18 protein-coding genes are annotated in these 25,058 nt (G+C 71.8%); 4 read left to right on the top strand and 14 right to left on the bottom strand.

The window, feature by feature from the left end:
* Positions 1-170: 170 nt before the first annotated feature.
* Complete coding sequence (locus WME83_RS25830; protein WP_437321949.1) at positions 171-1,103, bottom strand: formin; 933 nt, start codon at positions 1,101-1,103, stop codon at positions 171-173.
* A gap of 705 nt (positions 1,104-1,808) precedes the next feature.
* Here WME83_RS25830 and WME83_RS25835 point away from each other — a divergent pair.
* Positions 1,809-2,783, top strand: a complete 975-nt coding sequence (locus WME83_RS25835; RefSeq protein WP_437321950.1) for an alpha/beta fold hydrolase — start codon at positions 1,809-1,811, stop codon at positions 2,781-2,783.
* Positions 2,784-3,066: 283 nt separating this feature from the next.
* Here the strand turns inward: WME83_RS25835 and WME83_RS25840 are convergent, their stop codons facing one another.
* The 3 genes from WME83_RS25840 to WME83_RS25850 are packed head-to-tail and all read right to left on the bottom strand — an operon-like array spanning position 3,067 to position 6,973.
* On the bottom strand, positions 3,067-5,424 hold the full coding sequence (locus WME83_RS25840) for a Tex family protein (RefSeq protein ID WP_437321951.1): 2,358 nt from the start codon (positions 5,422-5,424) through the stop codon (positions 3,067-3,069).
* Positions 5,425-5,479: 55 nt separating this feature from the next.
* A complete protein-coding gene (gene hutI, locus WME83_RS25845; protein ID WP_437321952.1) occupies positions 5,480-6,778 on the bottom strand; it encodes an imidazolonepropionase in 1,299 nt (432 codons plus the stop codon).
* A gap of 42 nt (positions 6,779-6,820) precedes the next feature.
* Positions 6,821-6,973 carry a hypothetical protein gene (locus WME83_RS25850; protein WP_437321953.1) on the bottom strand — a complete coding sequence of 51 codons (153 nt, stop codon included), beginning with the start codon at positions 6,971-6,973 and terminating at the stop codon, positions 6,821-6,823.
* A gap of 346 nt (positions 6,974-7,319) precedes the next feature.
* Between WME83_RS25850 and WME83_RS25855 the strand changes: the two genes are divergently transcribed.
* On the top strand, positions 7,320-8,228 hold the full coding sequence (locus tag WME83_RS25855) for a hypothetical protein (protein WP_437321954.1): 909 nt from the start codon (positions 7,320-7,322) through the stop codon (positions 8,226-8,228).
* Positions 8,229-8,338: 110 nt separating this feature from the next.
* Here the strand turns inward: WME83_RS25855 and nagZ are convergent, their stop codons facing one another.
* From nagZ to WME83_RS25870, 3 genes are all read right to left on the bottom strand, one after another.
* Positions 8,339-9,451: a beta-N-acetylhexosaminidase gene (gene nagZ / locus WME83_RS25860; RefSeq protein WP_437321955.1), complete on the bottom strand. Its 1,113-nt coding sequence runs from the start codon at positions 9,449-9,451 to the stop codon at positions 8,339-8,341.
* Positions 9,452-9,578: 127 nt separating this feature from the next.
* The gene (locus WME83_RS25865; protein ID WP_437312360.1) at positions 9,579-10,589 is read right to left on the bottom strand and encodes a zinc-dependent alcohol dehydrogenase family protein; all 1,011 of its coding nucleotides are present in this window, start codon (positions 10,587-10,589) and stop codon (positions 9,579-9,581) included.
* A 109-nt stretch (positions 10,590-10,698) separates the two neighbouring features.
* Positions 10,699-11,682 carry a DMT family transporter gene (locus WME83_RS25870; protein WP_437312361.1) on the bottom strand — a complete coding sequence of 328 codons (984 nt, stop codon included), beginning with the start codon at positions 11,680-11,682 and terminating at the stop codon, positions 10,699-10,701.
* Positions 11,683-11,820: 138 nt separating this feature from the next.
* On the opposite strand from WME83_RS25870, the gene WME83_RS25875 reads away from it, so the two are divergent.
* Both WME83_RS25875 and WME83_RS25880 read left to right on the top strand, forming a co-directional pair.
* Positions 11,821-12,897 carry a CAP domain-containing protein gene (locus WME83_RS25875; protein ID WP_437312362.1) on the top strand — a complete coding sequence of 359 codons (1,077 nt, stop codon included), beginning with the start codon at positions 11,821-11,823 and terminating at the stop codon, positions 12,895-12,897.
* Positions 12,894-14,084 (top strand): GspE/PulE family protein, encoded by a 1,191-nt coding sequence (locus WME83_RS25880; protein WP_437312363.1) that lies wholly within the window; start codon positions 12,894-12,896, stop codon positions 14,082-14,084. The genes WME83_RS25875 and WME83_RS25880 overlap by 4 nt, the downstream gene beginning before the upstream one ends.
* A gap of 63 nt (positions 14,085-14,147) precedes the next feature.
* On the opposite strand, the gene WME83_RS25885 is transcribed toward WME83_RS25880, so the two are convergent.
* The 7 genes from WME83_RS25885 to WME83_RS25915 all read right to left on the bottom strand — a co-directional run bounded on the left by WME83_RS25885 (position 14,148) and on the right by WME83_RS25915 (position 24,397).
* Positions 14,148-15,539 (bottom strand): GH1 family beta-glucosidase, encoded by a 1,392-nt coding sequence (locus WME83_RS25885; RefSeq protein ID WP_437312364.1) that lies wholly within the window; start codon positions 15,537-15,539, stop codon positions 14,148-14,150.
* 18 nt (positions 15,540-15,557) lie between these two features.
* Positions 15,558-16,613 carry an ABC transporter ATP-binding protein gene (locus WME83_RS25890; RefSeq protein WP_437312365.1) on the bottom strand — a complete coding sequence of 352 codons (1,056 nt, stop codon included), beginning with the start codon at positions 16,611-16,613 and terminating at the stop codon, positions 15,558-15,560.
* A 2-nt stretch (positions 16,614-16,615) separates the two neighbouring features.
* Complete coding sequence (locus WME83_RS25895; protein WP_437312366.1) at positions 16,616-17,575, bottom strand: ABC transporter ATP-binding protein; 960 nt, start codon at positions 17,573-17,575, stop codon at positions 16,616-16,618.
* Complete coding sequence (locus tag WME83_RS25900) at positions 17,565-18,521, bottom strand: ABC transporter permease (protein ID WP_437312367.1); 957 nt, start codon at positions 18,519-18,521, stop codon at positions 17,565-17,567. Before WME83_RS25900 ends, WME83_RS25895 begins: the two co-directional genes overlap by 11 nt.
* A 22-nt stretch (positions 18,522-18,543) precedes the next feature.
* A complete protein-coding gene (locus tag WME83_RS25905) occupies positions 18,544-19,521 on the bottom strand; it encodes an ABC transporter permease (RefSeq protein ID WP_437312368.1) in 978 nt (325 codons plus the stop codon).
* 48 nt (positions 19,522-19,569) lie between these two features.
* Positions 19,570-21,300 (bottom strand): ABC transporter substrate-binding protein, encoded by a 1,731-nt coding sequence (locus WME83_RS25910; RefSeq protein WP_437312369.1) that lies wholly within the window; start codon positions 21,298-21,300, stop codon positions 19,570-19,572.
* Positions 21,301-22,024: 724 nt separating this feature from the next.
* A complete protein-coding gene (locus WME83_RS25915) occupies positions 22,025-24,397 on the bottom strand; it encodes a right-handed parallel beta-helix repeat-containing protein (RefSeq protein WP_437312370.1) in 2,373 nt (790 codons plus the stop codon).
* Positions 24,398-25,058: the final 661 nt, after the last annotated feature.

Raw genomic sequence — 25,058 nt, forward strand, 5'->3', positions numbered from 1 at the left:
CTTTCGGCCGTACTTCCGGTCTGCGTTGCTTCCGGTCTGCCGCGGCCGAGCGGCGCGCGCCCGCACAGGAGACGGGCCCAGATCGGCGTTTTCGGCGCACAGGCGTACTCCAGTACGCCGAGCACCGAAAACGCCGAGGTGGGCCCGTATCCGCAGCGGGCGCGTGCCGCTCAGCGGGCGAGGGAGATTTTGCGGAGCTCGTTCGCGAGATCGTCGCCCTCTTTGATGAGGCCGGGCGTCTCGGTGGCGGGGTTGTCCTTGTTGCCCTCGAGGAGCTGGCGGACGTCGATCATCGCGCCGCGCAGCTTGAAGACGATCTGCTCGCTCGTGAAGGCAGCCACGGATTGAGGATCGACCGGAAGGGCCTGCAGGTCGCCGCCGGCGATGTCGCCCTTCGTCCAGCGGGTGGCCTCCTTCTCGGCGGGCTTCAGGCCCTGCTGCGTCCGCTCGAGACGGGTCACCGTGTACTTCGCCGGCCAGTCCTTGCCGAACGGGAACGGCGCCTTGTTCGGAACGAGCTCGGCCAGCGTCTTGTCGCCGTCCCGGCGGAAGACCACCGAGAAGTTCACCACCGGCTCGTCCGCCTCCTTCCACGACTTCTCGACGGGCCCCTGCGCCGCCGCGAGCAGGTTCTTGAGGCTGTCCTTGGTCTTGTTGAGATCCTGGACGGACGTGGTGTAGGCGAGCACCTGGCGCATCACCCGGCCCGGGAGGCTGCCGATCTGCTTCCCCTCCAGGTTGGTGGCGTCGAACGGGACGTTGATCGCGCCGAGCTCGGTCGTGAGCTGCGCGGGGAACTTCTTCTGCGCGAGCTCCGCGGCGGCGTCCTCGAGCTTCTTGTTCAGCTCCTGCATCTTCTCGTTCGCGGCGCGCACGTCCTTCTCGAGCGCCGCGGCGCCCTCGACGGCGGCCTTGCCGCGATCGCCGCGCTCCTTCGCGCCGCCGATCGCGAAGCCCACCGCGATGCCGACCACCGCCGCGAGGCTCGCGTAGAGCGCCGTCTTCTTCGAGGCCTTCCGGCGCTCCTGCTCGACCTCCTCGCCGACCTCGACCTTGATCGTCTGCGCGGCCGCCGTCGGCTTCGGCGGGGGCGTCTGGATCACGGGGCGCGGCTGCTGCGCGAACGGGGGCAGCGGAATGCCTGGAGAGATGCCCGGCGGGGGCGCGATGCCTCCCACGGACGGCATCGGCGGCCGCGCGCTCGGCGAGGGCACGCCACCGGGGACCGGGCTCCCGTCGGGCGGCGGCCCCGATCCGGGCTGCGGGCCAGGCACGGGGAGGGGGACGGCCGCTCCCGGTGCCCCGCCAATCGACGTTTTGCCAAGCCGAGCCTTCAGATCGATTTTGCTCTTCTTCTTTTCTTCAGCCATCGGCTCCTCGGGGACGGGATCGCTGCACCACTTCGCCCTGAAACTTCCAGCCCGCCCGAGGGAACCGACCCACCACGGCCCGAACCGGAGCTGCTCCCGCGCGAGCGGCGACAGGAGGTGACACGGGCCGGCCTCCAGCGGACCGACATGGGAGCGGGCAGAAAAAGATCAGCAACACAACGGGAGCGTCGGGCGAGCGGACGACCCGCCGGGCACGTTAGCGGCGCGCCGCCTGGAATGTCAACGCGATGGCGATCCTGGCGCGGGATGTGTTTCGGCAGGCGATCGCCAGGCCGCTCCACCGCCGCGCGACGCCGCCCCGCCGCCGCGATCCGCGGCAGCGCCCTCGCCGCGGTGTGAGGCCTCTCCCGACCGTGACGCAGGCGGTCATCGGCAGCATGGCCCTCCGCGGGGGGACCGGGTAGGAAGCAGGGGCGCATGGTCTCGTTCAAGTTCGGCGGGGGCCGGCAGGCGCCGCCCCCATCTTCCCCCGGCGGGGGCCGGCAGGCCTCGCCGCCGCGGCGACCGCCGCTCCGGATGGAAACCCGGCGGGTGACGAGCTTTGATGGAACCGACATCGCCTACCGGGTGACGCTGCCGCCGTTCGAAGGGGCGAAGGCGGTGGTCCTCGTCAACGGGCTCGGCGGGCCCTACCTCGCCTGGCGGGCGCAGATCGAGTACCTCGCCGACCAGTACCGCTTCATCACGTGGGACTACCGCGGGATGTACGCGTCGAGGCGCCCGTCGCCGGACGCTCCGGACGCCTACGCGGTCGCGCGCCACGTCCGCGACCTGGAGGCGATCCTCGCGGCCGAAGGGGTCCGGCACGGCTCGCTCATGGCGTGGAGCATGGGCGTCCAGGTGGCGCTTGAGGCGTTCCGCCGGCTCCCGGGGTTCGCCGCAAACCTGGTCCTGCTGAACGGAACGCATCGCCCGCCGCTCGAAACGATGGGTCCGCTGCCGGGCCTCGGGCGGCTGTTCCCGCCGCTCGTGGCGCTCGCCGCGCGCGCGCACACGGCCGCGGCCCGCGTGACGCGTCGCACGATCGGCCAGGCGGACGCCGTGATGTGGCTGACGCGGCTGGGGCTGCTGGGGAAGACGCTCGACGGCGAGGTGTTTGCCGAGCTGGTGGAGCCGTTCGGCGAGGTGGATCTGGAGGCGTTCCTCCGGAACCTGCGCGCGCTGGGGACGCACGACGCCGAGGAGGTGCTCGAGCACGTCGAGGTCCCCACGCTGCTCATCACCGGCGACCGCGACGCGTTCACGCCGCGGGCGCTGGTCCAGTCGATGGCGCGGCGTATTCCGCTGGCCGAGATCCTCGTGGTCCGCGGGGGGACCCATACGACCGCGCTGGAGTTTCCGGAGCTCGTCTCGCTCCGGATCGAGCGGTTCTTCGCGGATCACGGGTTCTAGATCTTCGATCCCCGTCTGCCGTCCCCGTCCCCCGTCTCCCCTCTTCCGTCTTCCGTCTCCCGTCTGCGTCTGGCCTCCGCGTGCGCGTGCGCGTGCGCGTGCGCGCTCCCCGTGAACGGACGACGTGTAGGAGCGCACGAAGACGAGGACGACGAGCGCGGCCGAACACGGTCACGCGCACGCGCACGCGCACGCGCACGAAGAGGAGCACGGAAGAGGGGGGACGGGAGACGGGAGACGGAAGAGGTGAGACGGACGACGGATGCCGGCGGGGGCTCGCCTCTTACTTCCGCAGCAGATCCGCAAACGGATTGTTCCGGAACCCCCCCGCCGAGCCGCCCTGCCCCTGCCCCTTCCCTTGCCCCTGGGCCGGCCTGCGGCCGTCGTTACGGCCGCGCGCGTCGCCACCCGGCGGGCCGCCCGCCTGGGGGCGCGCGCCGGCGGGGGCGCCGCCCTTCTTCGCCGTCAGCGAGATGCGCTTGCGCACGAGGTCGACCTCCAGCACCCGCACCTTGATCTTCTCGCCGACCTTCGCGACCTCGTTCGGATCCTTCACGAACCGATCCGCGAGCTGCGAGACGTGCACGAGGCCATCCTGATGGACGCCGATGTCGACGAAGGCGCCGAACGCCGTCACGTTCGTCACCACGCCCTCGAGCTCCATGCCCGGCTTGAGATCCTCCATCGTCCGCACGTCGTCGCGGAACTTCGGCGGCTCGAACGTGGCGCGCGGGTCGCGCCCGGGCTTCTTCAGCTCGCTCAGGATGTCGTTCAGCGTGAACGAGCCGACGTCGCCGGACTCGTACTTCTTGGGATCGATCCGCGCGATCGCCGCCGTGTCGCCGATGAGCGACCCGACCGGCACGCCGAGATCCGTCGCGATGCGCTCGACGAGGCCGTAGCGCTCCGGGTGCACCGCGCTCGCGTCGAGCGGGTGCTCCCCTCCCCGCACCCGGAGGAAGCCCGCCGCCTGCTCGAACGTCCGCGGGCCGACGCCGGCCACGTCGAGCAGCCCCTTGCGGCTCTTGAACGCGCCGTGCAGGTCGCGGTGGGCGACGATCTTCTTCGCGAGGCTCGTGCCGATGCCGGCGACGCGGGCGAGCAGCGGGGCGCTCGCGGTGTTGAGCTCGACGCCGACCAGGTTGACGCAGCTCTCCACCACCTCGTCGAGCTTCCGCGCGAGCAGGCCCTGGTAGACGTCGTGCTGGTACTGGCCCACGCCGATGCTCTTCGGGTCGACCTTCACGAGCTCCGCGAGCGGATCCTGCAGCCGCCGGGCGATGCTGATCGCGCCGCGCACCGTGAGGTCGAGGTCGGGGAACTCCTCGCGCGCGACCTCGCTCGCCGAGTAGACGCTCGCGCCCGCCTCGCTCACCGGGACGCAGTACATCTCCTTCAAGCCCTCCGACGCGAGCACGTCCTTCACGAACGCCTCGGTCTCGCGGCCGTGCGTGCCGTTGCCCACCGCGACCGCGCGGAGCGGGTACTTGCGGCAGATGCGGCGCAGGTCCTGCCGCGCGCGCTCGAGCGCGTCGCTGCTGCCGACCAGGTAGATCGTCGTGTGCTCGAGGAGCTTGCCGGTCTCGTCGACGACGGCGCACTTGCAGCCGGTGCGCTGGCCCGGGTCGATGCCGAGCACCGCCTTCGTGCCGAACGGCGCCGCGAGGAGGAGCTCGCGGAGGTTCTGGGCGAAGACCTCGACCGCGGCGCGATCGGCCTGCATCTTCAGGTCGACGCGCACGTCGCTCTGCACCGCCGGGAGCAGGAGCCGCTTCACGGCGTCGTCCGCCGCCTTCGTGAGCTCGGCGGCCCACGGCGATTTCGGCTTCAGGCCCACCGCCGCGTGGATGCGCGGGACGAGCGGCTCGGGCGCGAGCTCGATCGCGGCGCGCAGCACGCCCTCGGCCTCGCCGCGGCGGATGGCGAGGTAGCGGTGCGACGGGATGTTCGCGACGGGCTCCTCGAAGCTCGCGTACATGTCGAACTTCGTCTGCTTGCCCTCGTGCTCCTCGTTCTTCTGGACCTTGATGACGCCTTCCTTCGCGTAGGCGTCGCGGACGAGCTTGCGCACGTCGGCGTGCTCGGCGATGCGCTCGGCGCAGATGTCGCGCGCGCCGGCGAGGGCGGCCGCCGTGTCGGGGACCTCCTTCTCGGCGCTGACGAAGGCGCGGGCCTCCTCCTCGGGGCTGCCGTCCTCCGCCTGCGACCACATGCGATCCGCGAGCGGCTCGAGCCCCCGCTCCTTCGCGATGATCGCGCGCGTGCGGCGCTTCGGCTTGAAGGGCAGGTAGAGGTCCTCGAGCTCGGCCTTGGTGCGGCAGGCGCGGATCTTCGACGCGAGCGCGTCGGTGAGCTTGCCCTGCTTCTGGATCTCCGCGAGCACCGTGCCGCGGCGCTCCTCGAGCTCGAGGAGGTAGGCGCGGCGCTCCTCGATCGCGCGGATCTGCACCTCGTCGAGCCCGCCGGTCGCCTCCTTGCGGTAGCGGGCGATGAACGGCACCGTCGCCCCCTCGGCGAGCAGCTTGGCCACCGCCGAGACCCCGTGGCGCGGGAGGCTCAGCTCCTCGGCGAGGAGCGGGACAGGATCGAACGAGCTGTCCGTGCGGCTCGGGACAGCGACAGGGCTCTGCGTCTCAGTCATGGGCGCGGCATACGCGCAGGGTGCACGCGCGTCCAGGCTTGACTTGCGGGCCGCCTCAGCCGGCCGTCGCGATGACCTCGCCGTCGCGCAGCACGGCCAGCGCGCGCGGCGCGCCCCAGGGCTGCACGATCGCGTTCTCGTGCGGCAGGTCCCAGACGGCGAGATCGGCGCGGAGCCCCGGCCGCACGGCGCCGCACACGCCGCCGAGGCCGAGCGCGGCCGCCGCCTCGCGCGTCGCGCCCAGGATCGCCTCGGCGACCGTGAGGCCGTAGAGGCGCACCGCGAGCGCGAGCGCGAGCGGGAGGCTCTCGGTCGGCGCCGTGCCGGGGTTCGCGTCGCTGCCGACGATGAGCGGGACGCCGGCGGCACGGAGCGCGGCGACGGGCGGCGGCTCCTGCCGCAGCGTGAAGCTCGCCACCGGCAGGAGCGCGGCGGCGACGCCCGCCCGGGCGAGCGCCGCGATGCCCGCGGGCGCGACGTGCTCGAGGTGATCCGCCGACGCGGCGCCGAGATCGGCCGCGAGCTCGGCGCCGCCCACGTCCGCGAACTGCCCGACGTGCACGCGCACGCCGAGCCCCAGCGCGCGCGCCCGCTCCAGCACCGGCCGCGCCTCGGCGACCGAGAACGCGCTCCGGTCGATGTAGGCGTCGACGTAGCGCGCGAGGCCGCCCGCGGCGATCGCGGGCAGCCAGGAGCGCGCGACGACCTCGGCGTAGGCGGCGCGGTCGCCGCCGGCCTCCGGCGGCAGCGCGTGCAGGGCGAGGTACGTCGGCACGACGCGGGGCAGGCGCGCGTCCCTCCCCGCCTCGGCGACCGCCTCGAGCTGCTTGCGCTCCGAGGCCTCGTCGAGGCCGTAGCCGCTCTTCGCCTCCACGGCGGTCACGCCGAGCGCCGCCATCCGGCGGAGGCGGGCGCGGAGCGCGCCGGCGAGCTCGCCGGCCGTCGCGGCGCGCACCGCGCGCATGCTCGCGACGATGCCCCCGCCCGCCGCGGCGATCGCCTCGTAGTCGCCCCCGGCCATGCGGACCGCGTACTCCGCGTCCCGCGAGCCGACCCAGGGCGCGTGCGTGTGACCGTCGATGAGCCCGGGCGTGACGACCCCCGCGGCGTCGAGCGCGATCTCGAGGGTGGGCTCAGCGGCCAAGATCTCCTGCCTGCTCCCGACCACCTCGATCGCGCCGCGCCGCACCACGATCGCGGCGTCCTCGATGACCCCGAGCGCGTCGCCGGCCGTGGCGCGGGACGGATCGCACGTGACGAGCCGGCGAGCGACGATCGCGAAGCGGCCGCCGCTCAGGAGAGGGCCTCGAGGAGACGGCGTCGGCCGATCCGGGTCAGGTCGCGGGAGAACCATCTGGGCCTCGTGGTGGCTGCGAGCATCACGGCGCGGGCCAGCTCAGGTGCGCTCCCCGCCCTCGCTCACGCCGGTATAGCCGATGAGCCCTCGCCGCGCCTCGGCGTCGCCGTCGAAGAAGATCCGTCCTGCGCCCGGCGCGAAGCGCACGCGCGACGCGGGGCGAGCGCGGCTCGTCGGAGCGCGTCGCGGCATGCGCGACCGCTCCTCCGTGAGCGTCGGCGCGTCTCCTGAACGCGCTCGATGCTCCGAGACCTCCGCCGGCGCGCGCCGGGCTGGAGAAACGCCAATTGAAGTGACGACATAAGCGTCACAAACATGGAACTTTGACCGATTGAGTTAACAGCCTATCTTCCACTTGGTGGCGGCGCCAACAAAGCGACCCCACCAGCGCGCTGCGGGCGTGGTCTGTCCGCGTGCTGCCGGCAATTCGGCATGACGGCGATGAGGCTGCTTTCCGCGGCCGCAGCGCGCCATGCCGCTCCAACAACCATGCAGCAAGACTGCGGGCCGTGCTCACGGCCCTTCGCGAGGTATCGCAATGCATCCTTCCAGGTATACCGCAGTGGTCCGCGTCTTCTCGATAGCGCTCCTCGGGTCGCTCTGCGCCGTCGGCTCGCCGGGGTGCAAGGCCGAGGAGGGAGCAGAGATCGCGGGCGGGGAGACGTCGGTGCAGCGGGTGCACCACGGCTCGGTGCTGATCGAGGAGCGCTTCGCCGCGCCGGAGCACGACCTCCTGTGGGTCCGCGCCGCTCGACCTCTCCAGATCGAGTTCGCCATGAAGCAGGGTCAGGCGACCTTCGCGGGCGGCGAGGCGCATCAGGCCGTCTCGGTCTCGTCCGATGGCTTCGTGCGCCTGCCGGCCATCCAGGCGGGGCCCGCGCACGACGAGAGCTTCATCGAGGTGTCGGTCGACGGCGCCGTGCTCTTCGATGATCTCCGCGTGGCCACGCTGCCCGAGGGCGCCGTCGCGCAGCTCGGCGAGCTCGCCGCGTCGAGCTCGGACGCGTTCGTCGCGCTGAGCGATCGCTTCGCGATCGTCGATGAGGTGGTGTTCGCGGACGACGCCGGGTGGTCCGGCAAGCGCGTATCGAGCGAAGACGACGAGGGCGACGGCGCCGGGATCGAGGCGCGCGGGCTCTGTGTCCGGGCAGCGTGGGGCCCCGGCCGGGTGGAGTGGTCGATCTCCAACCCTTCGAGCTGGGGCTACTCCGTCAAGCCGGAGACCACGACCAGCCTCGTATGGGCCGCCTCGCCCGGCCAGGACATCGACGGCATCTACAACAGCAGCTGGGGCTGCGGGACCGCCTACAAGGTGCCTGACTCGTGCACCGCGACGGTCACGAGCAACGGCATCTCCTGCTGCTGCAACGCCGCGATGGCAGCGCTCGGCCACGTCTGTGCCTGGGTCAACCCCGGCGCGATCGGCTGGGCGAACTGCCCCTTGTGAGGGCGAGGCCCGCCGCGCGCTCCGCGTCGTTCCTCACGGGCCCTCGGGCGGAGTGATCGAGGACGGGAGCCAGCGATCGCAGCGGCGATGAGGCCGTCGCGCGCGCGCTCTCACGTCGCCGCCTCGGCGCGCGCGGCCTGCGCCCGCTCGATGTCCGCGAGCACCGCCCGCGACGCGGGCCCGCCGACGACGTCGGCGAGCGCCTCGGGCGACGCGACCGGCCGAGGCGGGCAGCTCCGACGCAGCTCGAGGCAGCGGCCGGCCGCCTCGGCGCAGCGCTCGCGAAAGCGCGGATCGCGCTCGGCCCTGCGCACGAGCGCCTCGTGCGCACGATCCTGCAGGTCCTCGTCCTTGCAGACGAGCAGCGCGTCGCAGCCGGCCTCGATCGCCGCGATGGCGGCCTCCTCGACCGGATGGTGCGCCGCGATCGCGGCCATCTCGAGGTCGTCCGAGAAGAGCACGCCCCGAAAGCCGATCTCGCCGCGCAGGAGGCCGGTGCAGACGGCCCGGGAGAGCGTCGCCGGCACGCCCGGATCGAGCGCCTCGACGACGATGTGCGCCGTCATCAGCGACGCGACGCCGGCGCGGCAGGCGGCGCGGAACGGCGGCAGCTCGATCTCCTCGAGGCGGCCGCGGCCGTGGGCGATGGTCGGGAGCGCGAGGTGGCTGTCGAGCGCGGTGTCGCCGTGCCCCGGGAAGTGCTTGCCGCACGCGAGCACGCGCTCCTCCTGGAGCCCCTCCAGGAACGCGACGCCGCCCTCCGCGGCCGTGCGCGGGTCGCGGCCGAACGCGCGATCGCCGATGATCGGGTTCGCGGGGTTCGAGTCGACGTCGAGCACGGGGGCGAAGTTCAGGTTGATGCCGACCGCCCGGAGCTCGGCCGCGACCGCGCGCGCCGCGCGGCGCAGCAGCGGGAGATCCAGGAGATCGCCGAGCGAGCGCATCGGCGGCAGCTTCAGGAACGGCGCGGGGAGCCGCGTGACGCGGCCCCCCTCCTGGTCGATGCCGAGGAAGGGCGGCCGATCCGGGCCGCACGCCGCGGCGAGCGCCGAAGAGAGCCGCAGCGTGGCGGCCATGTCGGGGACGTTGCGCCGGAAGAGGATCGCGCCGCCCCGCCGCCCCTCGGCGAGCGCCCGGAGGTACCGGGCCGGCGGCTCGGCGCCGTCGAAACCGCCCACGATGAGCTGCCCACACAGGACTTCGAGCGCCAGATCGAGCTGCACCGTCCACCACCTCTCGCGCGGCGCAGGCGCGTGGCTGGCCGCAGGGTCCGTTCGTAAACGACTCGGGCCGAGGAGGCCACTTTTGAGGGGCGCGCCGGCGGGAGGCCCCGCGCCGGGGCCGGCTCGGTCAGAACCGGAGCGCGATCTTGCCGAAGTGTCCGCCGCTCGCCATGTGGTCGAGCGCCTGCCGGATCTCGGTGAAGGGGAACACCCGGTCGACCACCGGCCGGAGGCCGTTCGCCGCGATCGCGCGGTTCATGTCCTCGAACATCGCGCGCGAGCCGACGAAGATGCCCTGCGCGGTGATCTGCTTCATCAGGAAGGGGAACAGGTTGAGCGCCGGCGCGCCGCCCGAGAGCACGCCGATGAGGCTCACGCGCCCGCCGACCCGCACCGCGCGGAGCGACCGGGCGATCGTGCCCTCGCCGCCCACCTCGATCACGTGATCCACCCCCGCGCCGCCGGTGAGCGCGAGCGCCTGCGTGTCCCAGTCGGGCGTCGTGCGGTAATTGATGGTCTCCGACGCGCCGAGCGACCGCGCGCGCTCGAGCTTCTCGTCGCTGCTCGAGGTGACGATGACGCGCGCGCCCGCGGCACGGGCGAGCTGGAGCGCGAGGATCGAGACGCCGCCCGTCCCCTGCACGAGCACCGTGTCGCCCGCCTTGAGGTGGCTCGACGCGAAGAGCGCGTTCCAGGCGGTCACCGCGGCGCACGGCAGCGTCGCCGCCTCCTCGTCCGTGAGGTGCGGCGGGACCGCGACCACCCCCTCCTGATCCACGAGCACCTGCTCCGCGAGCACCCCGGGCAGCTCCCCGCCGAGCGCCGCCTTCGTCTTGGCCCAGGAGATCTCCCCGTCGATCCAGCGCTGGTGGAAGATCGGGGACACGCGATCGCCGACCTTCACCCGCGTCACCCCCTCCCCCGCGCCGATCACCTCGCCGACCCCGTCGGAGAGCGGGACGAGCGGCAGCGAGAACTTCGGGTTGTAGAGGCCCTTCGTCACGAGCAGGTCGCGGTAGTTGAGCGACGCGGCCTTCATCCGGAGGACGATCTGCCCGGGACCGGGCTTCGGATCCGGAAGGTCCATCGGGCGGAGCGCGTCGAGGCCGAACGAACCCTGGATAGCGAACGCTTTCATGCGGATCCTCCTTGAGCGAAGCTGGCTATCTCATGAGGGCTGGACTCGGTCAACGTGAGAGGCAACGTGAGAGGCAACGCGAGAGGCAACGTGACAGGCAACGCGAGCGTCAGCGCGCGCCGCGCCGCGCGTCGCGCAACGCCTGGGCGGCGAGCCAGAGGCCGGCCGCCATCACCAGCGCCGCGCCGAGCAGCTGGCGCGCCGACGGGATCTCGCCGAGCCAGGCCGCGGCGAGCACGTGCGAGAGGACGACCCCGACATAGCCGATCGCGCCGATGCGCGCCGCGTTGTCGAGCGCGTAGGCGCGCGTCATCGCGAGCTGCCCGAGGCCGCCGGCGAGCCCCGTCCCCACCAGCAGGACGAGGCCGAGGGCGTCGGGCGTCCGCCAGACCGGGATCGACAGGAAGATCATCGCGGCGCTCGCCACCAGCGAGAAGTGCAGCGCGATCGACTCGGGGCTCGCGCGCGTCCCGCTCCCGCCGATGCGACGCAGCCAGATCATGGCGAACGCCGAGAAGACGGCGCCGAGCGTGGCGACGAGCGCGACCTCGCCCGCGATCGCGAGCCGCGGCGCGGCGACCAGCGCGACGCCGGCGAACGCGAGCACGGTCGCGAGCCAGAGGCGCGGGCTGCTCCGCTCGCCGAGCAGCCGCGGCGCGAGGAGCGCGACGAAGATCGGGCTCGTCGCGCCGAGCGTGACCGCGTCGCCGAGCGCGATCTCCGGCGTGCCCAGCGTGTAGAAGGTGCAGAGCATCGCGCCGGTGCCGCAGAGCGAGCGCGCCCACGTGAGGCGCCGGTCGCCGCGGCTCATGGAGAGCGGCGCCCGGCGGACGAGCGCGACGCCGAGCGCGGTGGCCGCGCCCACCAGCGTGCGCGAGGCCGCCACCTCGGGCCACGGGGCGCCCTCCGACGAGAGCCGCGCGAGGACGTTCATCGCGGCGAAGAGCGCCTGGGCCAGGATCATCCACAGGACGCCCGCGGTCGGGTGCGCCGCGCGCCCCTCGCGCTCCGCGGCGAGGACGATCGCGGAGGCCCCGGGCGGGTGCGCGGCGACCGCCCCCTGTGACGACGACGACGTGCTCACGAGGCGCATCGCTTACCACCTCGCCGCGGCGCACGCCGCCGCGCGCGGCGAGGACGATCGCGGCGCTCCCTGGTGCGCGCGCGGCAGCGAGGCGCTACCGTCGCAGCGATGCGCGCGATCACGAGGAGAGGACGAAGAGCAGGTGCGATGTGCGGCCGGCGGGAGCGCTGGCGCGGGGCGCCCTGGCTGGGGCTCATCGCCGCGGGCGCCCACGCGCTCGGGTGCGGCGCGAGCGCCGGGAGCGCGCCGGCCGAGGGGCCGCCAGGGGGCCAGGCCGCCGAGGCGGCGGCGGAGGAGGGCGCGCGGCCCTCGGGCGGCGAGGCCGCGGACGCCGAGCCCGGCAGCGGCGGCGAGGCGCAGGCCGCCTCGGCGCCGCCCGCGCCGGGGAAGCTGATGACCCGCGCCGAGGCGGGGCGGTACGTGCTCGAGCTGGTGAACCGCGATCGGAAGGCGCACAAGCTGCCGCCGGTCCGGTGGGACGAGACCGCGGCGCGCGCGGGGCGGCGGCACGCGGAGGACATGGTCCGCGTGGGGTTCACCGGCCACTGGGGCAGCGACGGCGCGGTCCCGGAGGAGCGCTACACCGCGGCGGGCGGCGACGGCTTCGTCATGGAGAACGCCGGCTGCTTCGCCGACGCGATCCCGCGCGAGCTCGACCCGGACCCGCGCTTCTCCGCGGAGAGCCTGGAGCGCGTCCACCACGCCTTCATGAACGAGAAGCCCCCGGCCGACGGGCACCGGCGCAACGTGCTCACAGCGTCGCACACGTCGCTCGGGGTCGGGCTCGCCAAGGCCAAGGGGCTCGACATCGCCTGCATGGCGCAGGAGTTCGTCGACGACTACGGGACGTACCAGCCGCTGCCCAAGCGGGCCAAGGTGGGCGAGGTGATCCGGGTGGCCGGCGAGATCGGCGCGCCGGCGAAGATCGCGGGCGTCGGGATCTCGCGGGTCGAGGCGGGCAAGCCGATCGCGCCGGAGAAGCTGCTCAAGATGGGCGGATACGCGATCCCGTCGCCCTACGCGACGTTCTTCCCGAAGGGCTTCAAGACGCCTATTCCTCTTCAGGTGAACGGCAATCGATTCGACATCCAGGTCCCGCTGGACGACCGGAAGCGCCCCGGCCTCTACGGCGTCAGCGTCTGGGCGACGTTCCCCCCGTCCAACGAGCTCAAGATGGTCTCGCTCCGCACGATCGACGTCGGCGGCAAGGGAGGCGGCCGGTGAACCACAGCCGCCCCCCCGCGTCCTCGGCGTCGGAGGAGCTCGACGCGGTCAAGGTGCTCGATCACCTGGTCCGCCGCGCGGTCTCGATGGGCGCGAGCGACATCCACGTCGAGCCGAAGCGCGACGGCATCCGCGTGCGCTACCGCGTCGACGGCGTGATGGTGGCGCAGGGGCAGATCCCGATCGAGATCGCGCCCGCGCTCACCTCGCGCGTGAAGGTGCTCGCGCGGATGGACATGACCGAGCGGCGCCTGCCGCAGGACGGCCAGTTCAGCCTGGAGCTCTACGGCCACCCGCTCATCCACCTGCGCGCCTCGACGTTCCCCGCCATCCACGGCGAGACGCTGGTGATGCGCGTGCTGCTCAGCCACCAGCTGATCCCGCTCGACAAGCTCGGGCTCTCGGAGGGCGACCTGCCGCGGGTCCAGGGGCTCGCGGACCGCGCCTCGGGGCTCATCGTCGTGTGCGGGCCGACCGGGTCGGGCAAGACGTCGACGCTCTACTCGCTGATCAAGGTGATGAAGACCAGCGAGCTCAGCATCGTGACCCTGGAGGACCCGATCGAGGTCGAGTTCGCCGACATCACGCAGGGGCAGACCAACCCGAGGCAGGGCTTCACGTTCGCGACGGGCCTGCGCGCGATCCTGCGGCAGGACCCGGACGTGATCATGGTCGGCGAGATGCGCGACCCCGAGACGGCGCAGATCGCGCTGCAGGCGAGCCTCACGGGGCACCTCGTGCTGTCGACGCTGCACACCTCGGACGCGGTCGACACGGTCGCGCGGCTCGTGGACCTCGGCGCGGAGTCGTGGATCGTGGCGAACGCCCTGCTCGCGGTGATCGCGCAGCGGCTCGTGCGGCGGCTCTGCGAGGAGTGCGCGGAGACGTACGAGCTCGAGAGCGACGTGACGGGCGAGGAGGACGAGGTCCTCATCGAGAAAGGCACAGAGCTGAAGCGCGCCGTCGGGTGCCAGACGTGCCACCTGACGGGCTACCGGGGCCGGATCGGGCTCTTCGAGATGCTGGAGCTCGACGACGACCTGCGGGATCTCGTCAAGGCGCGGGCGGGGAAGCGCGCGTACCGGGAGGCCGCGCGCAGGGTGGGGCTCGTCCCGCTCCGGGAGGCCGGGCTCGCCCGGGTGAAGGAGGGCGTCACCTCCCTGGACGAGGTGCTCCGCGTGACGTGACGCGCTTCTGATGCAGAGAGCGGCGCTCGTCGGACGCAGATCGCACGCGGCGAGCGCCGCCGGTCAGGTGGCCTGCGAGGCGCCGTCGTCGACGGCGTTCTCGGCGATGACGCCCTTGTACCAGAGCGCGCTGTCCTTCGGGGTGCGGCGCTGCGTCTCGTAGTCCACCCAGACGATGCCGAACCGCTGGGAGTAGCCGCGGTCCCACTCGTAGTTGTCCATCAGCGACCACACGAAGTACCCGGCGAGCGGCGCCCCGGCGTCGATCGCGCGCCGCGCCGCGACGAAGTGATCGCGCAGGAACTTCAGCCGCTGCTCGTCCGGGATGCGGCCGTTCTTGTCCGGCCCGGTCGAGTAGGCCGCGCCGTTCTCCGTCACGTAGAGCTTCGGCACCCCGTACTCCACGTGCAGCCGGATGAGCAGCCGCCGCAGGCCTTCCGGGTACACCTCCCAGTTCATCTCCGTCTGCTCGGACGCGGGGGCGACGTGCACCGTCCTCGGCAGGTTCTGCTCCTCGGGGACCTTGGTGCTCCGCAGCACCGCCCGCGAGTAGTAGTTGAGCCCGAGGAAGTCGCACTGCGTCGCGATGATCTCGAGATCGCCCGGCTTGCACACGGTCAGCCCCTCCGGCGGGAGGTAACCCAGCTTGATGTAGTCCGCGATCATGTCCGCCGGGTAGTGCCGGCCGTAGAGCGGATCGAGGAACCAGCGGCTGAAATACCCGTCGTAGTGGCGGGCCGCGTCGTAATCGGCGGCGCTCGGCGACGCGGGCATCGCGTAGTTCATGTTCAGCGTGATGCCCACCTCGGCGCCGGGGCTGTTCTTGCGCAGCACGGGCACGGCGAGGCCGTGCGAGAGCAGGAGGTGGTGGCTCACCGTCAGCGCCTTGCTGAAATCGCGCATGCCCGGCGCGTGGATCCCCTTCTCGTAGCTGAGGAACGCCGTGCACCACGGCTCGTTGTGGGTGATCCACTTCTTGACGCGATCGCCGAGCTTCCGCGACACCACGTCGGCGAACTCCACGAACGCGTCGGCCGTCGAGCGGTGCAGCCAGCCCCCGACCTCGTCCTGGAGCACCTGCGGCAGATCCCAGTGGAACAGCGTCGCGTACGGCTCGATCCCAGCCTCGAGCAGGCCGTCCACCAGCCGGCTGTAGAAGTCGAGCCCCTTCTGGTTCACCGCGCCCCGGCCGTTCGGGAGGATGCGCGGCCACGCGATCGAGAACCTGTAGGCCATCAGGCCCAGGCTCTTCATCAGCGCGATGTCCTCAGGCCACCGGTGGTAGTGGTCGCACGCGACGTCGCCGTTGGTCCCGTCCGTGATCTGGCCGGGCGTCTTCGCGAAGCGATCCCAGATGGACTCGCTGCGCCCGTCCTCGCTCGTGGCACCCTCGATTTGATAGGAGGACGTCGCGGCCCCCCAGACGAACTTGTCGGGAAATCTCAGAGACGACATGTTGTGTTGTGATTCTCCTCAGACAGGCACGGCCTCGACGGAGGCGGGCACCTTGCGGTCGTAGTGCGCGGAGGGCGCGACCGAGCCGGGCGAGTAGAGGTGGCAGCGGACCCAGTGCCCCGAGCCGACGTCGACGGCCGCCGGCATGGCCTCCCGGCACGTGTTCATCACGCTCGGGCAGCGGTCGGCGAACGGGCACCCCGGCGGCGGGTTGATGAGCTTCGGCGCGCCGGAGCGGGCCGGGAGCTCGCTGCGGATCGAGCCGTTCGGATCCGGCACCGCCGAGAGCAGGAGCTTCGTGTACGGGTGCGCCGGCTGCTGCATCAGCTCCTCGCTGGGCGCGCCCTCCACGATGTGGCCGGCGTACATCACCATCGTGCGATCCGCGACGTAGCGCGCGCTCGCGATGTCGTGCGTGATGTAGAGGTACGAGATGCCGCGCTCCTCCTTGAGGCGCTCCATCAGGTTGAGGACGCCCATGCGGATCGAGACGTCGAGCATCGAGATCGGCTCGTCCGCGAGGATCACGCTCGGGTCCACGGCGAGGGCTCGGGCGATCGCGACGCGCTGCCGCTGGCCGCCCGAGAGCTGGTACGGGTACTTGGCCGCGACCTCCGCCGGCGGGTTCAGGTCGACCGTCTTGAGCAGCGCGTGCACCTTCTCCCGGAGGATCGCGGCGTTCGGCGCCTTGTTGTGGAGCAGGAGCGGCCGCTCCAGGTGGTAGCCGATCGTGTGCACCGGGTTGAGCGAGCCGAACGGATCCTGGAAGATCATCTGCACCTGCCCGCGGTAGGCGAGCGAGGCGCGGTTCGGCTCCTCCTTCAGCACGTCGCGACCCTTGAACAGGATCTGCCCGGCGCTCGGCGGCATCAGCCGCGCGAGCAGCCGCGCGATGGTGCTCTTGCCGCTGCCCGACTCCCCGACCAGCGCGATGACCTCGCGCTCGGCCAGCGAGAACGAGGCGTCGTGCAGCGCCCGGAGCTGCTGCGTGCGAAGCCCGCCGCCGACGGGGAAGTACTTGGCGAGGCGCACCACGTCGAGGACAGGCGAGACATAAGGTTGCGTCATCGTCATCGTCAGTAGAGGTGGCAGGCGCCGCGGTGCTCGGGCGCGATTTCACGGAGGACGGGCAGCTCGTTCTGGCAGGTCGCGAAGGCCTGCGGACACCGGGGATGGAAGCGGCAGCCGGGCGGCGGGTTGCGCATGTCCGGCGGCGAGCCCGGGATGCCCTGCAGCTTGCGGCGCGGCCCGCGGACCGAGGGGAACGACCCGAGGAGCCCCTGCGTGTACGGGTGCTTCGGATCGCTGAACAGGTCCTTGGCGCGGGCCGTCTCCGCGAGCTTGCCCGCGTAGAGGATGGCGATGCGCGTGGAGAACTCGGCGATGAGCGAGAGGTCGTGCGTGATGAAGAGGATCGAGAAGCCCAGCCGGTCCTTGAGGTCGGCGATCTGCTGCAGGATCTCCTTCTGCACGACCACGTCGAGCGCCGTCGTGGGCTCGTCCATGATGAGGAACGGCGGCTTGAGCGCCATGGCGATCGCGATCACCACGCGCTGCCGCATGCCGCCCGACAGCTGGTGCGGGTAGCTCGCCAGGCGCGACGTGTCGATGTTCACGAGCTTGAGCAGCGCGGCCGCGCGCTCCATCGCCTGCGCCGGCGTCACGCCGTCGTGCGCGATGATGGGATCCGCGATCTGCTCGCCGATCGTCAGCACCGGGTTGAGCGCGGTCATCGCGCTCTGGAACACGAGCGCCATCTTGCGCCAGCGGAAGGCGCGGAGCTGATCCTCGGTCATGGACAGGACGTCCTGCCCGGCGAAGAGCACGCGTCCGCCCGTGATCACCGCCGGCGGGCGGAGCAGCCGCATGATGGCCATCGCCACCGTCGACTTGCCGCTCCCCGACTCGCCGGCGAGGCCGAGCACCTCGCCCGGGGCGATGTCGAAGGAGACGTTGTCGACCGCGCAGACCGGACCCGTCGGGGTCATGAACTCGACCCGCAGATCCTGAACCGAGAGAATCGGACTAGGCGCCATGAGCCCTCACTACCGGCGTTGACGGACCAGCCGCGACCTTGCGGCTCTTGAGCATACGCGACCAGGCCCCCTCCGCGCGGAGCCGCGGATTCGAGATCTCGTCGATGGCATAGTTGATCAGGGTGAGCGCGAACCCGACGAGCGCGACGCACACGCCGGTGGGCACGATGGTCCACCACGCGCCCGTGAGGAGCGCGGCGTTGTTGCTGGCCCAGTAGAGGTTCGTCCCCCAGGTGACGGCGCTCAGATCGCCGAGCCCGAGGAACTCCAGGCCGACCTGCGCGCCGATGGCGTAGATCGTCGCGTTGATGAAGCCGGACATGAGGAGCGACGTCATGTTCGGCAAGATCTCGAGGAAGATGATGCGCGCGCTGCCCTCGCCGCTCACGAGCGCCGCGGAGACGAAGTCCTTGTCGCGCAGCGCGAGCACCTGTGACCGGAGCACGCGCGCGTTCCACGCCCAGCCCGTGAGGACGAGGACGAACAGGATCGTCATCGGCCCGGCCGGCAGGTAGGCCGCGATGACGACGGCCATCGGCAGGCCGGGGATGATCAGGAACACGTTCGTGAGCAGCGAGAGCACGTTGTCGACCCAGCCGCCGAAGTAGCCTCCGGCCATGCCGATGATCGCGCCGATCGCCATCACGGCCAGGCCCGTGGCGACCCCGACGGCCAGCGAGGTCCGCGCGCCGACGATCGTCTGCGCGAGCACGTCCTGACCCTGGCCCGTCGTGCCGAAGAGGTGCTCGGCCGAGGGCGCCTCGTGCGGCATGCCCACGAACGCGTGCGGATCCTGCTGCACGAACGTGGGGCCGAGCAGCGAGAGGAGCAGGAAGAAGAGCACGATGAGCGTGCCCACCATCGCCTTGCGGTTCGAGAGGAGGAGGCGGAACCACCCCGCCGCGCGGGAGACGCCGCCCCCGCTGTTGCCTTGTTGCGCAGCCATCGCTTCTCCTGGAGCCAGACCTTCAGCGCGCGCGGGCGCGGGGGTCAAGGAAGACGTAGATGATGTCGACCAGGAAATTCGCCCCCAGCACGGCGAACGTGATGGTGAGGAAGATCCCCTGCATGAGCGGGTAATCCTGGTTGCGGACCGCCTGGATGAGCAGGTAGCCCTGCCCCGGGTACGAGAAGACGATCTCGGTGAGCAGCGAGCCGGCGAGCACGAAGCCGAGCGCCATGCCGAAGCCGGTCACGTTGGGCAGGAGGGCGTTCCGCGCGGCGTAGGTGAACATGACCCGCCACTGCGAGAGCCCCTTGGCCTGGGCCATCGTGATGTACTCCTCGGACAGCACGGTGACCATCGCGCTGCGCATGCCGAGCATCCAGCCGCCGACGGTGGCGATGACGATCGACAGGCCGGGCAGGACCATGTGCGAGAGCACGCTCCCGATGAACTCCAGGCTCCACTCGGGCGAGAGCGTGTCGCTGTAGGCGTGGCGCAGCGGGAAGAGCCCGAGCACGAAGCCGAGGATGTAGAGCGACACCATCGCGAGCCAGAAGTACGGGAACGCGCCGAGGAACATCAGGACGGGCGGCATCACCGAGTCGAGCAGGCCGCCCCGCTTCCACGTCGCGATGATGCCGAGCAGCGTCCCCAGGCCGAAGGCGATGATCACGGCGGCGCCGGACAGCAGCAGCGTCCAGCCGAGCCCCGTCGCGATCACCTCCGTCACCCGCGCGGGGAAGTGCGCGACGGAGGTGCCGAGATCGCCCGTCAGGGTGTGGCCCAGGTAGGTGATGTATTGCTTGTAGAGCGGCTCCCCCGTGAACCCGAACGCCTTCCGCAGCGCCTCGATCGCCTCCGGCTGGAGCTGGCCGCGGAAGCGCGCGAACATCGCCGAGGCGGGATCGCCCGGCATGAGCCGCGGGATGATGAAGTTCAGGGTGAGCGAGGCCCACGCCGCGATGAAATACAAGCCCAGCTGTCGAAGAAGGTAACGCACAGAAGCTCTCTCTTCTAACCTGCTCTCCGGATCAGATCACGCCCGACGTCACTTCGGCTTGAGCTCGGTGAGGACGAGCAGGTACTCGGGCGGGTTGTTGGGCGACAGCTTCGCGTACGGGTTCTCCTTGCTGGGGAACCCGGTGAAGCGGCGGGTGTTGAACTCGCCCCACGACGGCCCGGGGAACAGCGGGACCGAGGGCGCCGTCTCGGAGAAGATCTCCTGGAGCTGCTCGAGGAGCTTCTTCTGCTCCGCTGGATCCGTGGCGGCCTCGAACGCCTCGAAGAGGCCGTCCGCCTGCTTGGCGCCGAACCGGTGCCAGTTGCGCGCCGACGACTCGCCGACCGGCTTCACGGTCGCGGAGCCGAGGAGGTCGCGGTAGAAGTTGTACGGCGTCGGCTCCTCGTTCGACCAGCCCATCGACAGGTCGAAGGTGCCCTTCTGGAGCGCCTCGAAGAACGCGCTGAAGTCGTACGTCTTCAGCGTGGCCTCGACGCCGATCTGCTTCACCTGCTGCGTGACGATCTGCGCCGCGCGCACCCAGTCGGACCAGCCCGTGACGACGTTGATGTCGAAGCGCAGCGGCTTGCCGTCCTTCGCGCGGATGCCGTCCGCACCCTTGGCGTAGCCCGCCTCGTCGAGGATCTGGTTCGCCTTGGCCACGTTGAACTTCACCCAGTCGCCGCTCTCGACGACCTTCTGGCTGCGCCAGCGCTCGTGCGCGTCGCTGAGCGCCGTCGCGTCCGCCGGCCGCGTGTAGTTGTTCATCGCGACCTTGACGATCTGCTCGCGGTCGAGCGACATGCTGATCGCCTTGCGCACCCGCACGTCGTCGAGCGGCTTCTTCGTCGTGTTCGTGTAGACGAACACGGTGCTGCCGACGAGCGGGAACCAGTAGTGGTGATTCGTCGGATCCTTGCCGACGTAGACCTTCTCGATCTCCGGGACGAAGTTGCCGGCCCAGTCGACCTCGCCGTTCAGGAGCGCCAGGTTCGCCTGGTCGTTGCCCGGGTAGGCCGGGAAGCGGAGCCCCTTGATCGCGGGCTTGCCCTGCTGCCAGTAGTTCGGATTACGACCGAGCTCGTAAATCTGGTTCTGGAAGTTCTTCACCTCGGTGAAGGGCCCCGTCGCGACCGGGTTCTCGTTGGTGAAGGTGACCGGATCGGCCACGTCCTTCCACTTGTGCTCCGGCACGATCGGCTGGTGCCCGAGGAAGACGAGCCCGGGGACGTACGGCCGCGTGAGCGAGAACTCGACCGCCGAGTCGCCCTTGGCCTCAACCGCGGTCAGCCACTTCCAGACGCCCTGCAGGTCGAGGGCGGCGTGCTTCTTCAGGAGCCCGAAGGTGAAGGCGACGTCCTTCGCCGTGAAGGGCTGGCCGTCGGACCACTTCACGCCGGGGCGAATCGTGAAGGTGAGCGTCTTGTTCCCGTTGCTCCACTCGTATTTCGAAGCGAGCCAGGGGGTGAACTCGCCCTTCATCGTGTTGTAAACGAGGAGCGGCTCGTAGATGCCAGCGACGGTTGGCCAGCGAACGTTGCCTGGGGCCAGCAGAGGATTGAAGTTGCGCACCCACGACGCTTGCTGCTCGATCGAGACGGTCAGGAAGGTGTCCGCCGTCGTGGGGTTCTTGACGGCCCCGGGAGCCGTCGGGGCGGTGCCAGCGCCGCCCCCGGGGTCCTTCTTCGCGTCGGGCTTCGGGCAACCTGCCACGGCGCCGACCGAAAGAAGCAGCGCCGAGAGAACCAACGTTCGACGCGGCAACAACCAGTTCCTCATGAGAATGCTCCTCGCGGGGCCCTCGTGGACACGCCCGAGCGCCCACCGTCCCTCTCCCACTCAACTGATCTTCCTGGAAGCCGCCACGTGACACAGCGACTCGCCGGACCCCTTCGCCGCGACGCAGCGCGCCATACCGGCATCCAGCCGTCGGCACTGTAGCCGTCTTCGCACAGCAGTGTCAACGGGGATTCGAGGTCGCTACCAAGTTCTCGTGCCGCTCACTCAGGCGCGTTTTCAAGGGAGATGTCGTGGCGCGTCATGTGTCGCGGCAGCAATTCCGTCTCATGTTGTCATCGCGCGTCATGACACCTGAGCACTCTGGCGCTCACACTGTTTTTTTCTTCGCTCGCAGCAAGGAAGGAGGCAGTCGATGACGCATCGTCTCAAGGAGCGGCCGGGGCACGTCTATACAGATGTCCGCGAGCGATGACAAGACCAGATTTTTCCGGCTCGTCCCCGCGCGCGAACGGGCACTCCACGGGCGGGCGAGGCGCAGCGCGCCGCCGGCGCAGCCTGCGCGGGCGGCGGGAAATCGTGTCCGGAGCGCGCGGCGATGCGCGCGATACGCAGGTGCGCGCGGCGTCGATTCGGGGCGCGCGATTCGAGGTGTGGAGCCTCGATCTGCGCGGCCGTGCCCCCGAGTACGATGTATCGGGGGAGATTCCGTTCCATGTCTTCTAGGTTTCGAGCGGTGGGGCGCGGCGCGATCCGGCGGCGCGCCTCACGGAAGCGAGGGAGCGGACGCGGGCACGAGGAGGCCGGCGTCGAAGCGCTCGTCTGCCGCGATGTTGTCGGTGAACGCGTTCTCGCCGTCCTTCTTCAGCTCGGGCGCGGGCGAGCCCTGCACCACCAGCCCGAAGAGGTTGTCCCAGGCGCGCACCCGGGAGAGGCGCCCCGAGCTCCGATCGAACAGGATGCCGGCCCGCGCGCAGCCGGTCACCCGCACGCCGTCGAGGGTGGCTGTGGACCCGGCGAGCGCGAGGACGCCGTCGGCGACGGCGTCGCCGTGCGGCGCGCCGTCGACGGCGTCGCCGTGCGGCGCGCCGTTCCCGGCCTGGCCGCCCCCGGTCACGCCGTCGATGACGGTCTCCGCGATCTCCGCCTCGGCGGCGAACAGCGCCACGCCGGCCGTGCGGCTCGCGCGGATGAGGGACGAGGCGAGCCGCAGCTGGTAGCCGGCGGCGGCGACGCCGATGCCCGCGCCGTCGTCGTCGTCCGACGTGCCCTCGATGAGGTCCCCGGTGATCTCGACCTTGCCGCCCGGGAGCTCCGCGCCGGCGAGGACGCCGACCGAGCGGCTCCCGCGGATCACATTGCCCGAGAGCGCCGCGGCGGCCCCGCGGTAGACGACGATCCCCTGCCCCACCGGCGCGCGCCGGTCCGGCGCGACATGCCCCTCGACGAGGTTGCCTGTCACGGTCGCCTCGGATCCGGCATACCCCACCGACAGGCCGGTCCCCTCGTTGTCGCGAAGGACGTTCGACGCGAGCGTCACGCGGCCCTCCATCACGGACACCCCGGCGCCGTCGCCCCAGGCCCCTCCGGCGATCGTCCCCTCGACGAGGTTGCCCGCGGCGACCAGCTCGGAGAGATCGCCCACGTGAACCCCGGTCCCGCGGTTGCGGACGATGGCGCTGTCGTGGAGGCGCATCGCCGCGCCGCGGGCCACGGCGACGCCGAACCCGCCGAGCAGCGACGGGGACGCGGCCGCCACCGTCTCCTGGACGAGGCTCCGCATCATCGTCGCCGCCGTGCCCTCGCCGAGCACGGCGACGCCGATCTCCGCGTTGCCGAGGAGCACGCTCGAGTCGATCGCGACGCGCGCGCGGCTCGACGCGTACACGCCGACGCCGTAGCTCGGCTCGACGCTCCCTGGCATCGTCCCCTCGACGAGCACGCCGGAGATCGTCGCCGACGCGCTCCCCGTCGCGACGATGCCCGACAGGCGGTTTCCGACCACGGCCGTGCGCTCGACGGACACCTCGGCGCCGTCCCGGGCGACGATCCCCTCGCCGTCCCGGAGGCGCTCCGACGGCGAGGTCCCCTCGACGAGGCTGCCCACCACGGTCGCGGAGGCGCCCGCGTAGAGCGCGGCCACGCCCGCCGCGCGGCTGCCCGTCACGGCGCTCTCCCGCACGAACAGCGCGCCTCCGGCGTCCGCGAGCGCGCCCATGCCGTCGCCCGCCGCGCCGGCGCGCGTCCCCTCGATCCAGCTCTCTGCGACCGAGATCCGCGCGCCGTCGCCCGCGAGGACGCCGGCGTGGGCAGCGCCCTTGATGTGCACGCGCTCGAGCGTCACGGCGCTCGAGCCCATCGCGACCACGCCGGCGCCGTCGCCGCCGATCTCCAGCCCCCGGAGCGTCACCTCCCCTGCCTCGAGCACGGCCACGATCGCGGGAGGGACGACCCGCGGGCTCACCCCGCGGAGCCGCACGCGCGAGGCGCACCGGCCGGCGATGGCGACAGGCCTCGTGATGACGACCGGCTCGTCGTAGGTGCCGTCCGCGAGCGCGATGGTCCCGCCGTCGGCGACGCGCGCGAGCGCCGCCTCGAGCGTCGTGACCGGCCTCGCCTCCGAGCCGTCGCCGTCCGCGCCGACGTAGCTCGGGTCGACATACACGTTGCCGGGCGCCCGGGGCACGTCCCCCCACGGCCCGCGCCCGCAGCCGTCGGGGCCATCGACGCTCACACACCCCGCTTCCGGCGTCGCGAACGTTCCCGCCGGACACTTCGCCATGGCCGGCCTGCAGAGCCCGTCGTCGCCGACGAGCTCGGGAGCGCAGCGCGGCAGGCCGACGGGAATGCACCCCTCGTCGAACTTCGGGATCGTCCCCGGAGGGCATTGGGCCATCGAGGGGTGGCAGAGATCGTCTTTCTCCACGAACAGCTCGGCGCACCCCTGGATGCCCACCGGCATGCACGCGCCCGCGGGCCCGAGGACGTGCCCGCGCGCGCAGGGCGGCGTGACGGGCCAGCGGTCGAGCGGAGTGTCGGCGCCGCGCGAGGCGTCGCTGCACGCGGCGGCGAGCAGCGACAGGGCCGCGATGCCGGCGGCCAGCCAAGACGAACCCGGGCGCGTCGCGCAGAAGCGCATGCAATACCCTCCTCGGACAGCGCTGCCTCGGCGCGCGCCCCGCGCGCCCCCGCGCGCCCGAGGGGCGAACGGGGCCGAGGAGCCGCCGCGGCGGCGCGAAGACCGCTTGTCGTGCATGAACCGGCGCTCCGAGCGCCGGAGATCACCGTCGAGTCCGCAGCAGGATGACGAGGACAGCGCCTGAACGGCGCAGCGCGAACTCCTTCGGAGTAATGAATCTTACAACAGGAGCCAGCCTCCCGCCAGGCAGAGGAATCGCGATCGCGCCGACTTTCCCTGCGTCGCCGCGGACGTCTGCGCGGCGGTGAGATCTCGGGCGCGCGCGGCTCTCTCCGGGCGCGGGGCTCGCGCGCGCCGCCGATCGTGCGGGTCGCACGCTTTCTGTCAACCACGTTGGGCCGCGCCGAGCGCCGCCGGGACGCTCCGCGGAGGAGACGGTCCCCGCCGCCTCGCGGGGCCGCCGTCCGCGGCCGAAGCCCGCGCCGGCGCCGTCGTTCCGGACGACGTGGCGACGGCGCGCGGCTCGGGCGCGCGCTGCGCCGGCGCGGTCGCCGCAGGGGGAGCGCCGCCCTGGGCCTCTGTCGGCTCACGTGGGCTGCGCAGGGCGTGACCAGAGGACGCCGGGCCGCGGGACGTTGCCGCCCATCAGCGATGATGTCGA

Source organism: Sorangium sp. So ce385 (assembly GCF_051474135.1).
Classification (GTDB): Bacteria; Myxococcota_A; Polyangia; order Polyangiales; family Polyangiaceae; genus Sorangium; species Sorangium cellulosum_D.